This window comes from Nesterenkonia massiliensis (assembly GCF_000455245.1).
GTDB lineage: Bacteria > Actinomycetota > Actinomycetes > Actinomycetales > Micrococcaceae > Nesterenkonia > Nesterenkonia rhizosphaerae.
In genome coordinates this window covers 234,616-245,874 of the sequence record NZ_HG005165.1, presented here as the reverse complement: position 1 = coordinate 245,874, position 11,259 = coordinate 234,616, and the positions used below count along the sequence as shown (strand labels likewise).

The following is an 11,259-nucleotide window of genomic DNA, read 5'->3' as shown; positions in this document are numbered from 1 at the left end:
ACATGCTGCATGGGTCGCACCCAGATAACCGGTACCAATAACACTGATATTCAAAGTCACGCGCCTCATCATACTTCTTCGGTTGGGACAGAACTCTTCAGGTTCGTCTCGTGTATCTCAGAGCTGCTCGGCCTGACACCCGCTGTAAGTGCCGAACGAACCGGGCTACCTTTTAGCTGGCGGTTCGTCTTTCAGGCCGTGGTCGCCGTCGGGACTCATCCGCACCAGCTCGGTCAGCTGGTGTGCGGCAGCCACGACGACGCCGGCGAACTTCCGCCCGGGCTGTCGGGTCAGCCTTTCGATGGGGCCAGAGATGGAAACTGCGGCGATCACCCGTCCAGAGGGTCCGCGCACCGGAGCAGAGACAGAAGCCACACCGGCCTCCCGCTCACCCAGGGACTCACCCCATCCACGGCGTCGCACTCCGGCCAGCACTGTGGGAGTGAAGCGGGCGCCCTGCAACCCGTCCACCAGACGTTCGTGGTCCTCCCAGGCCAGCAGGACCTGGGCTGCAGAACCTGCCTTCATCGAAAGCTGGGTGCCCACCGGGATGGAATCGCGCAGACCGATGGGGCGCTCAGCCGAAGCCACGCACACCCGGGCCTCGCCCTGGCGGCGGAACAGCTGAGAGGATTCACCGGTGGCATCGCGCAGCTTCAGCAGGATCGGGCCAGCTGCAGAGACCAGGCGGTCATCACCAGCAGCCGAAGCCAGCTCCGCCAGTCGCGAGCCGATCACATAGCGCCCGCGCACATCCCGAGTGAGGAACCTGTGGTGGACCAAGGCGCTGGCCAACCGGTGCACCGTAGGACGTGCCAAGCCCGTGACCTCTACCAGTTGCGCCAACGTGGCAGGCCCGGCTTCCAGCGCGTCCATGATCATCACGGACTTATCCACCACACCGATACCGGAGGGGGAGTGGAGTGGGCGTGGCGGATCCGGCGGAAGGGCGGTTCCTGCAGAGTGGGGGACAGGTGGGCGTTGTGGCATAGGAGGAGTTTAGCCCTGAACCACCTAAGTATCTCAAATAATGAGACCTCGCATTTCAGGTCTAGAGGACTGCCCACTTCGGTGGTTCTCTAGAAGCATGGCTGAGACAGCACTGACACTGGCGGAGAAAGTATGGCGCGACCACGTAGTCGTACGCGGCGAGGATAAGGACGGAGAGCGGTCCCCGGACCTGCTCTACATCGACCTGCACCTGCTACACGAGGTGACCTCCCCGCAGGCTTTCGAAGGTCTCCGTCTCGCCGGACGTCCGGTGCGCCGTCCAGACCTCACCATCGCCACGGAGGATCACAACACTCCCACCCTGGAGATCAACAAGCCGATCGCCGACCCGATCAGCCGCAAACAGGTGGATACCCTGCGGACCAACGCCAAAGAGTTCGGCATTCGGCTGCACTCCCTGGGCGACGACGAACAAGGCATCGTCCACGTGGTCGGCCCGCAGCTGGGACTGACCCAACCGGGTATGACTATTGTCTGCGGGGACTCGCATACCTCCACCCACGGAGCCTTCGGATCCCTGGCGATGGGCATCGGCACCTCTGAAGTGGAACACGTGCTGGCTACCCAGACCTTGTCCCTGAAGCCCTTCAAGACCATGGCCATCACGGTTAACGGCACTCTGAAGCCCGGGGTCAGTTCCAAGGACATCATCCTGGCCGTCATCGCCAAGATCGGCACCGGCGGTGGACAAGGGTATGTGCTGGAGTACCGCGGCAGCGCCATCGAGCAACTCTCCATGGAAGCTCGGATGACAATCTGCAATATGTCCATCGAGGCCGGAGCGCGGGCCGGAATGATCGCCCCTGATGAGACCACCTTCGACTACGTCAAGGGCCGTCCCCATGCGCCGGAGGGCGAGGACTGGGACGCAGCCGTCGAGTACTGGCGCAGCCTGCGCACCGATGAAGGTGCTCAGTTCGATGCCGAGGTGGTGCTCGACGCCGATACCCTCGAGCCCTTCGTCACTTGGGGCACCAACCCCGGGCAGGGCGTGAGTCTCAATGACTCTGTGCCCAATCCGGCCGATTTCCACGATCCCGTGGATCGCGAGTCCGCTGAACGTGCGCTGAAGTATATGGACCTCGCCCCGGGGACTGCAATGAAGGACATCCGCGTGGACACCGTCTTCCTTGGTTCCTGCACCAACTCGCGGATGGAGGATCTGCGAGCTGCCGCAGAGATCATCAAGGGTCGGCAGAAGGACCCGGATGTGCGCATGATCGTGGTCCCGGGCTCGCAGAAGGTCCGCCTGCAGGCCGAGGCCGAGGGCATCGACCAGATCTTCAAGGACTTCGGCGCAGAGTGGCGGTTCGCCGGCTGCTCCATGTGCTTGGGCATGAACCCGGACCAGCTGGCCCCGGGGGAGCGCTGCGCTTCCACTTCCAACCGCAACTTTGAAGGACGCCAGGGCAAAGGCGGCCGGACGCATCTGGTCTCACCGGTAGTGGCTGCGGCCACCGCTATCCGCGGGACTCTTTCGGCCCCTGCAGATATCGATCCAGCCCCAGCAACGGGCGCAGACTCCGCTCGCCTTTCGGCCGCCTGAGGGCGACCTTCACACGTGTTGACCTCTGCCTAAGGACCCTTACCCCATGGAACCCATTACCACCCACACCGGAATCGGCGTCCCGCTCAAGCAGTCCAATGTGGACACCGACCAGATCATCCCCGCCGTCTACCTCAAGCGCATCACTAAAACCGGGTTCGACGACGCTCTCTTCGCCGCCTGGCGCAAAGACCCTGACTTCGTACTCAACCAGGAGCCCTACAACCAGGGCTCAGTCCTGGTGGCCGGCCCGGATTTCGGCACCGGCTCCTCCCGCGAGCACGCAGTCTGGGCGCTGAAAGACTTCGGCTTCCGCGTGGTGATCTCCTCACGGTTCGCCGACATCTTCTACGGCAACTCCGGAAAGCAGGGGCTGTTGGCCGCCAAAGTGGCCCAGCCCGACGTCGAGCTCATCTGGAAAGAGCTCGAAAAGGAGCCCGGAACGCACATCACCGTGGACTTAGAACACCGCACAGTGCGCTGCGGCAGTGTGGAGACGGTCTTCCAGATCGATAACTACACCCGCTGGCGGCTCATGGAGGGACTCGATGATATTTCTCTCACACTGCGCCAGGAGGACAGTATCCAGACATTCGAGGACACTCGCCCGGGATTCAAGCCCACCACCCTGCCAGCTAAGGTCTAAACAGGTCTTCGCGCTGCGGCGTGTCCGCTGAACTGTCACCGAATCGTTGTCCTCCCTGGGCCGAACCTGGGGGAGGAGTCCCGGGACGTTGGGTACAGTGGCAAGGCCACAATCACCACTTGGCGTCAGAAGGGATCACCGACACAATATGGCCAAGCTGCTCACAATCCAGGGCGGGAAACCGCTGCAGGGCACAGTCAAGGTCCGCGGGGCGAAGAACCTGGTCCCCAAAGCGATGGTCGCTTCGCTGCTGGGCAGCGAGCCCTCGGAACTCCGCAACGTGCCGGAGATCAAAGACGTCGAGATCGTCCACAACCTGCTGACCATCCACGGCGTCAAGGTTGACCGCGACGCCGAGGCCGGCACTATGACGCTTGACCCGCGTGAGACCTACTCCGCGGAGCACTCCAAGATCGATGCCTATGCCGGGGACTCGCGCATTCCGATCCTCTTCTGCGGCCCCCTGATGCACAAGAACGGGGAGGCATTCATCCCGGACCTGGGCGGCTGCCGTATTGGTGACCGGCCCATCAACTACCACCTCGAGGTGCTGCGCAACTTCGGCGCTGTGGTTGATAAAAGTGCCACCGGGATCCACATCTCCGCCCCCAAGGGCCTGCGCGGAGCCAAGCTCGAACTGCCCTACCCCTCGGTGGGAGCCACCGAACAGGTGCTGCTCACCGCGGTGATGGCTGAGGGCATCACCGAGCTGAAGAACGCGGCAGTGGAGCCAGAGATCCATGACCTGATCGCCATCCTGCAGCAGATGGGCGCGATCATTACGGTCTACACCGACCGCACCATTCGCATCGAGGGCGTCTCCCGGCTCTCAGGCTTCAAGCACCGGGCGATTCCCGACCGCAATGAGGCCGCCTCGTGGGCCTCCGCAGCGCTGGTCACCGAAGGTGATATCTACGTCCACGGTGCAGCTCAGCGGGATCTGACCGCCTTCCTGAACACCTACCGCAAGATCGGCGGTGAGTTCGAGGTGGACGATGAAGGCATCCGCTTCTGGCACGGCGGCGGCCAGCTGCAGCCCCTGGTGCTGGAAACCGATGTTCACCCCGGCTTCATGACCGACTGGCAGCAGCCCATGGTGGTGGCCCTGACTCAGGCCCACGGCGTATCGATCGTCCATGAGACCGTCTACGAGAACCGCTTCGGCTTCACCGAGGCGCTCAAGCGCATGGGCGCCTCCATCCAACTGCACCGCGAATGCCTGGGCTCCAACCCTTGCCGTTTTGGTCAGCGCAACTTCCTGCACTCAGCAGTGATCTCCGGTCCCTCAGAGCTCAAGGGCACCGATATCGACATCCCAGACCTGCGCGGCGGATTCTCCCACCTCATCGCAGCTCTGGCGGCCCAGGGCACCTCCACTGTGACCGGTATCGAGATCATCTCGCGCGGCTACGAACACTTCATCTCAAAGATCGAAGCACTCGGCGCAGACATCTCTATCGCCGAGAAGTGAGCTATCGCCGCAGACCAAGGCCGGTAAGCTTGGGCACCATGAGACGACGACGCACCACACCAGCCTTCCGGGCGGCGGCCGTCGTCGTCCGTCCCGCGATAAACGTCCTGATGGGCAAGGACTGGCAGGGCCTGGAGAAGCTGCCAGATACCGGGTACATCGCCGTCTCCAACCACATCAGCGAAGTCGACCCGGTGGCGGTGGCCCACGCCATCTACGCTGCCGGAAACACCCCGCATATGATGGCCAAGGACTCGCTGTTCCGCGTGCCTGTCTTAGGTGCTGCACTGCGCGGGCTGCAGCAGATTCCGGTGGCACGGGCAGACCGCGGTGAGGCGCGACGTTCCTTGGAGACCGCACAGCAGGTGCTCTCCGAGGGCGGCGCCATCGTGATCTATCCCGAAGGCACCCTGACCAGGGACCCCGAACTGTGGCCCATGCGGTCAAAAACCGGCGCTGCGCGCCTGGCCCTGAACACCGGAGCTCCGCTGATCCCCATCACGCACTGGGGCGTGCAGGACTTTTTTCCGCAGTACGCCAAGGCGCCGAAGATCTTTCCCCGCACCCGCTATGCGCTGCAGGTGGGGGACCCCATCGACCTGGAGGACCTGCGCGGCAAACCACTGACCAGGACCATCCTGGCCACTGCTACTGAGCGGGTCGAAGAGGCGCTGACTGCCGGAGTCGCCCAACTGCGTGGGGAACCTGCTCCGGAGCTGATCTGGGACCGAGCCCTGAACCAGCGTGTGCCGCGAGGCCAGCTGCGGGCACGTGAGGCGCAGCGCGAGGCCCGTGACACCGGTGATGCAGCACAGCAGGAGTCGCAGGGATGACCCGGATTGCTGTACTCGGCGCAGGCTCCTGGGGCACCACCTTCGCCAAAGTGCTTGCCGACGCCGCCCTGAGCAATACCGAGGCCACCGACGTCGTGCTCTGGGCACGCCGAGCTGAGGTGGCCGAGGAGATCACTTCCCGGCATACCAACAGCACCTACCTGGGCGAGATCGCGCTGCCTGAGACCATCACAGCCACCAGCGATCTCAGCGTTGCAGTCGACGGGGCAGAGATCGTGGTGCTGGCCCTGCCCGCCCAGAGCCTGCGCAGCCACCTGGGCCAGGTCAGAGATACGCTGGCGCCCGGCGCCGTCGTCGTGTCCCTCATCAAAGGACTCGAACGCGGGACCGATATGCGCATGAGCGAGGTCATCGCTGAGGAACTCGGCCTGCCCGATGACCAGATCGCAGTGGCCTCCGGCCCGAATCTCGCCATGGAGATCGCCCGGGAGGAACCCACCGCCTCAGTGGTGGCCTGCCGGGATGTGGCCGTGGCTGAACGGATCGCCACCGCCTGCAATAACCACTACTTCCGCCCCTACACCAACACCGACGTCACCGGCGTAGAGATCGCCGGCATCGTGAAGAACGTGATCGCCCTGGCGGTGGGGATCTGCGACGGACAACAGTTGGGGGATAACTCCAAAGCCTCGGTCATCACCCGCGGCCTGGCCGAGACTACCCGGCTGGCGCTGAAGCTCGGCGGACGCCTGGAGACCTTCTCCGGACTGGCCGGGCTCGGCGACCTGGTAGCCACCTGCGCCTCGCCGCTGTCCCGCAACCGCAGCGCAGGGCGACTGCTGGGTGAAGGCCTCAGCGCAGATGAGGTCACCCAGCAGCTGACTCAGACTGCCGAAGGCATGAAATCCGGTGCCGCCGTGCTGGAACTTGCCCGCACCCACGAGGTGGAGATGCCTATCTGCGAGGCCGTAGTGGCCGTGCTAGAGGGCAAACTCTCCGTGGACAACATTGCCTCCCTGCTGCTGGCACGGGATCTGAAAGCTGAACACCCCAAAGCCGCCGCCACAGATGCGGCCGCAGCTGCAGCGCACGCGGCGGAAGGAAAGTGAGCCCCATGGCAGAGACTCCCACCTCCGAACACCCCCAGAGCAGCACCAAACCACGGGTGCTGGTGCTCTATGGAGGTCAATCATCGGAACACGCGGTGAGCTGTGTGACAGCCGCGGGAGTGCTCAGCGCCATCGATACCGCACGCTTCGACGTCGTAGAGATCGGCATCACCGCCACCGGGCAGTGGACCCGTCCGGCGATTGATCCGCGCACCCACAGCTTCAGCGGAGCCGAGCTGCCGCGGGTGCTGCCCACCGAATCCAGTGTGCAGCTGCACGCCGGGGCAGGCGGAAGCGCAGACCGCGGCGCCCAGCTGCTGGAGATTCACCCGGACGGAACCACCACCTCCTTGGGGTCTGTAGATGTGGTGCTTCCGCTGCTGCACGGCCCCTTCGGCGAAGACGGCACCCTGCAGGGGCTGCTGGAACTGGTGGGGCTGCCCTATGTGGGCGCCGGTGTGCTGACCTCGGCGGTGGGCATGGATAAGCACTTCATGAAGCTCGCCTTCCAAGCTGCAGGACTGCAGGTGGGCCGGTGGGAGACCATCACCGCCCGGCAGTGGAGCCAGGACCCGCAGGCTGCCCTTGAGCGCGTAAAGACCCTGGAACTTCCAGTGTTCGTGAAACCCGCTCGTGCCGGTTCCTCCATGGGCATCACCCGGGTGGAGCGCTGGGAGCAGCTGGAGGAGGCACTGGAGGCAGCCCGGAAGCACGATCCGAAGATCGTGGTGGAAGAAGGCATCATCGGCCGCGAGATCGAATGCGGCGTGCTCGGCGGACGCGCCGGCGCCCCGGCCCGGGCATCACTGCTGGGGGAGATCGCAGTCCATGACGGCTCTGCTGCGCATGATTTTTATGACTTCGACGCAAAATACACCGATAACACCGCAGCTGATCTCTCCTGCCCCGCTGAGCTGCCCGAAGAAGCCACCGCGGAGATCCGCCGACAGGCTGTGGTGGCCTTCGATTCCCTCGACGCCGAGGGCATTTCCCGGGTGGATTTCTTCTACACCCCCGATGGTCAGATCATCATCAATGAGGTCAACACCATGCCCGGATTCACTCCGATCAGCATGTATCCGCAGGTGTGGAAGGCCAGCGGCATCGACTTCCCGGATCTGATCACCGAACTGATTACGCTCGCCCTGGAACGTCCGACGGCGCTTCGCTAAACTGGAGTACATGATGTCCCCTGCCGATCTGTTCCGCATGCACACTGCTGACCCGGCTGCCCCTGCTGGAGGCGGAGCCGCCACTATTGAGCGGCAGCACCAGGAGCAGCTCTCTGAGCCCGGCGATCACGAGCGCTTCTCGCACTACGTGAAGAAGGACAAGATCATGGAGTCCGCACTGGAGGGCGGCGCCGTCGTCGCCCTGTGCGGCAAGGTCTGGGTGCCATCACGTGACCCCAAGAAGTTCCCGGTCTGCCCCGAGTGCAAGGAGATCTACGAAGGATTCTCCTCCGGGGGCGACGACTCCTCAGGTAAGGGACGCGGCCGCGGTTTCTTCGGCTTCGGCAAGAACTGAGGCGTGAACACCCCTCACCCGGAGGCAGGCCCCACCCTGTTCGACGTCGGTACTGACGTTGGTTCCCAGCTGCCTCCTGCCTATCCGCACCGTGCCGCCCACGGCACTGCTGGCACACTGCGCCAGTGGCAGCAGGAGGCCCTAGACCTCTACATCCAGCGGTCCCCGCGGGACTTCCTCACGGTGGCCACCCCTGGCGCAGGTAAAACCACCTTCGCGCTGCGTGTGGCGAAGATGTTGGTGGAATCAGGGGAGATCAACCGCATCTACGTGGTGGCTCCCACCGAGCATCTCAAGCGCCAGTGGGCCGACGCCGCTGCACGTGTGGGTCTGAGCATCGATCCGAACTTCAAGAACTCTGATGGTCGGCACGGCCGGCAGTTCATCGGTGTGGCGGTGACCTATGCGCAGGTGGCCAATAAGCCTGCGTTGCACCGCAATAAGACCGAGGCGGCACGGACCTTCGTGATTTTCGATGAGATTCACCATGCCGGTGACTCACTGAGCTGGGGCGACGGCGTGCGCGAAGCCTTCGGGCCCGCGGTGCGGCGCCTGGCGCTGACCGGCACGCCCTTCCGCTCGGACAGCTCGCCGATCCCGTTCGTGGACTATGTCGAGGACGCCGACGGTGTCCTGCGCTCCAAGGCTGACTACTCCTATGGCTACGGGCCGGCGCTGAAGGACCGTGTGGTCCGCCCGGTGGTCTTCATGGCCTATTCGGGCAATATGCGCTGGCGCACCGCAGCGGGTGAGGAGATGGAGGCCCGCCTCGGTGAGGCCGCCACTAAGGACATTGTCGCCCATGCCTGGCGCACCGCGCTCAACCCTGAGGGCGAGTGGATTCCTGCGGTGCTCAAGGCCGCTCACCAGCGGCTGCTGAAAGTGCGGGACAGAATCGATGACGCCGGCGGCTTGGTGATCGCCACCGATCACGAATCGGCCCGCGCTTATGCGGTTCAGCTGGAGCGGCTTTCCGGCCAGAAGACCACAGTGGTGCTCTCCGATGATAAGGATGCCTCGCAGCGCATCGAAGACTTCAGCCAGGACGGCTCGAAGCTGTGGATGGTGGCAGTGCGCATGGTCTCCGAGGGCGTGGACGTGCCGCGACTGTGTGTAGGGGTGTACGCGACATCGACCTCAACAGCCCTGTTCTTCGCCCAGGCGGTGGGCCGCTTTGTGCGGCTGCGCAAGAAGGCCGAGGTAGCCAGCGTGTTCCTGCCCTCGGTGCCGGTGCTGACTGATCTGGCTAATGAGATGGAAGCCGAGCGCGACCATGCTCTTCAGGTGTCCACTCCTGCTGAGGGGGAGATGCCTGAGGAGGATCTGCTGGCCGCGGCAGAGAAGCAGGAGCGTGCCAGCGAGGAGCTGACGAAGGGTTCCTTTGCGGCCATTGGCTCCAACGCAGCCTTCGATAAGGTGCTCTTCGACGGCGATGAATTCGGTCTCGGCGGGGACCTCGGTTCCGAGGAAGAGCTGGGCTTCCTGGGTCTGCCGGGTCTGCTGGAGCCGGAGCAGGTCTCTACCCTGCTGCGTAAACATCAAGCGGAGCAGCTTAAGCGTCGGCCAGCGGACGCGCAGCAGCAGGCTGAGAACGTGGTGGACCATAGGCAGTTGAAATCGCTGCGCAATAAGCTCAATAAATCTGTCTCCGCCTATTCGGCCAAGACCGGCATGCACCAGGGCAGCATTCACAATAAGCTTCGGGATGCCTGCGGCGGACCTGCGGTGGGACAAGCCACGCAGTCCCAGCTGGAGGCACGGCTGAAGAAGCTGCAGCAGTGGTTTGTTGGAATGAAGTAACGCGTTGTCCCCTCGCGCCCCTAGTTTTGTTTCAGGCCCCGGCTGTAACTGGGCCTAAGTGAAACAAAACTAGGGCGTGAAGCCGGTGCGGGAGCCCTGTTTGGGTCTCGAGGTGCAGATCCCGTCGGTGCGTTTTCCACAGTCTCCGATTCGTGCTCGCTGAACAGTCCGTAGCGCGGGAAGCTGTAAAGGTGACGATTCGCCTCATCCACCCGCGCGTTGACGGTCACTCTCGGTCAACGACAATGCGTGCTGTCCGGCGCGGTGAACTACTCGCGTTACGCCCTTCAGTCTTCATACGCCGTGATGAATGGACACAAGCGCCAGTATGGAAACAGCATCGGGCCATGACGGCCGCCGTCGGACTCCAACGTCCGGAGCGGATCTTCTGCCGCGAGACTGCATTAGTCCTTTATGGGGTTCCGCTCATCGCTGTGCCGCGGGCAGTGCATATCCGCGCTATGGGAACCTCCGAGGTGGGTACCCGGCCGCTGTGCGGGAATCTGCAGACTCAGGCCATTCAACGCCGAATGCCGCTACGCGCCCTCGCGCCGCCGGTTCCCCGCGGTGATGCCGCAGAGGAAGTGCGGCAGAGTTACTGGCGAGCTGTGCGAGGCAACACTCACACCGTCGAGGTTCCCGGAATCACTTATGACAACGGGGCCCCAGCGCGGGTCAAGGTAGAACCGTTGGCCATGGTGCTCATCGACACGGTTCCACGGATGGGCAAGCAAGAAGCCGTCGTCGCCCTGGATGCAGTGTTCGCCGCTGGCGCTGATTCTCGTGGCTGGCTGACGGTAGAGCGGGTGAGTGCTGGTCAGGTCACTGCCGATGAACTCATGAGCGCCCAGCAGTGGCTGTGGTCCCAACGGGCACGCAGTGCGTGGACATGGGCGGCTGAATTCGCGAATCCGCTGAGCGAGTCACCTGGGGAATCTCGGTCGCGCGTTCTCATCGACGAACTCGGTTTCGCGACCCCCGAACTGCAGAACGTGGTGAGACTGGCAGATGGCAGCACCGCACGGCTGGACTTTGAGTGGCCTGCGGATGGAGTTGTCGGTGAGTTCGATGGTCGGATCAAGTTCACCGAGGCCGCTCGGCTATCCGGGGCACGAGCCGGCGAAGTTTACTGGAACCAGGTACGGCGGGAAGAAGCACTGCGCGATACCGGACGTCGGGTGGCGCGCTGGGGGTGGGATGATCTGGCCGACCCGCGCCGGCTGGAGGTGAAGCTGCTCCGCGAAGGCGTGTCCCGAAAGCGCCCGAGGTGACCTTGGACCGAGTGGAACGGAAAGTGGGCGACAGCGGTCAGGTTGTCCTCAAGCACGGCTTCTGTTTCATCCTGGGCGCCAAAC

General features: G+C 63.8%; 10 protein-coding genes. 9 read left to right on the top strand and 1 reads right to left on the bottom strand.

The window, feature by feature from the left end; all coding sequences use genetic code 11:
* Window positions 1-165: 165 nt before the first annotated feature.
* On the bottom strand, window positions 166-990 hold the full coding sequence (locus TX78_RS01155; RefSeq protein WP_081652469.1) for an IclR family transcriptional regulator: 825 nt from the start codon (window positions 988-990) through the stop codon (window positions 166-168).
* Window positions 991-1,087: 97 nt separating this feature from the next.
* Between TX78_RS01155 and leuC the strand changes: the two genes are divergently transcribed.
* The 9 genes from leuC to TX78_RS12395 all read left to right on the top strand — a co-directional run bounded on the left by leuC (window position 1,088) and on the right by TX78_RS12395 (window position 11,175).
* Window positions 1,088-2,557 carry a 3-isopropylmalate dehydratase large subunit gene (leuC, locus tag TX78_RS01150; RefSeq protein WP_044492896.1) on the top strand — a complete coding sequence of 490 codons (1,470 nt, stop codon included), beginning with the start codon at window positions 1,088-1,090 and terminating at the stop codon, window positions 2,555-2,557.
* A 46-nt stretch (window positions 2,558-2,603) separates the two neighbouring features.
* On the top strand, window positions 2,604-3,203 hold the full coding sequence (gene leuD / locus TX78_RS01145; protein ID WP_044492894.1) for a 3-isopropylmalate dehydratase small subunit: 600 nt from the start codon (window positions 2,604-2,606) through the stop codon (window positions 3,201-3,203).
* Between the two features lie 148 nt (window positions 3,204-3,351).
* Window positions 3,352-4,674, top strand: a complete 1,323-nt coding sequence (murA, locus tag TX78_RS01140; RefSeq protein ID WP_044492893.1) for a UDP-N-acetylglucosamine 1-carboxyvinyltransferase — start codon at window positions 3,352-3,354, stop codon at window positions 4,672-4,674.
* A gap of 38 nt (window positions 4,675-4,712) precedes the next feature.
* Entirely contained in the window at window positions 4,713-5,507 is a 795-nt protein-coding gene (locus tag TX78_RS01135) for a lysophospholipid acyltransferase family protein (protein ID WP_044492891.1), read from the top strand.
* Window positions 5,504-6,577 (top strand): NAD(P)H-dependent glycerol-3-phosphate dehydrogenase, encoded by a 1,074-nt coding sequence (locus TX78_RS01130; RefSeq protein WP_081652468.1) that lies wholly within the window; start codon window positions 5,504-5,506, stop codon window positions 6,575-6,577. The genes TX78_RS01135 and TX78_RS01130 overlap by 4 nt, the downstream gene beginning before the upstream one ends.
* 5 nt (window positions 6,578-6,582) lie before the next feature.
* Complete coding sequence (locus TX78_RS01125; RefSeq protein WP_044492890.1) at window positions 6,583-7,749, top strand: D-alanine--D-alanine ligase family protein; 1,167 nt, start codon at window positions 6,583-6,585, stop codon at window positions 7,747-7,749.
* Between the two features lie 10 nt (window positions 7,750-7,759).
* Window positions 7,760-8,104 carry a DUF3039 domain-containing protein gene (locus tag TX78_RS01120; RefSeq protein WP_081652467.1) on the top strand — a complete coding sequence of 115 codons (345 nt, stop codon included), beginning with the start codon at window positions 7,760-7,762 and terminating at the stop codon, window positions 8,102-8,104.
* 3 nt (window positions 8,105-8,107) lie between these two features.
* Window positions 8,108-9,904 (top strand): DEAD/DEAH box helicase, encoded by a 1,797-nt coding sequence (locus TX78_RS01115; RefSeq protein WP_407635371.1) that lies wholly within the window; start codon window positions 8,108-8,110, stop codon window positions 9,902-9,904.
* A gap of 347 nt (window positions 9,905-10,251) precedes the next feature.
* On the top strand, window positions 10,252-11,175 hold the full coding sequence (locus TX78_RS12395) for a hypothetical protein (RefSeq protein WP_049897266.1): 924 nt from the start codon (window positions 10,252-10,254) through the stop codon (window positions 11,173-11,175).
* Window positions 11,176-11,259: the final 84 nt, after the last annotated feature.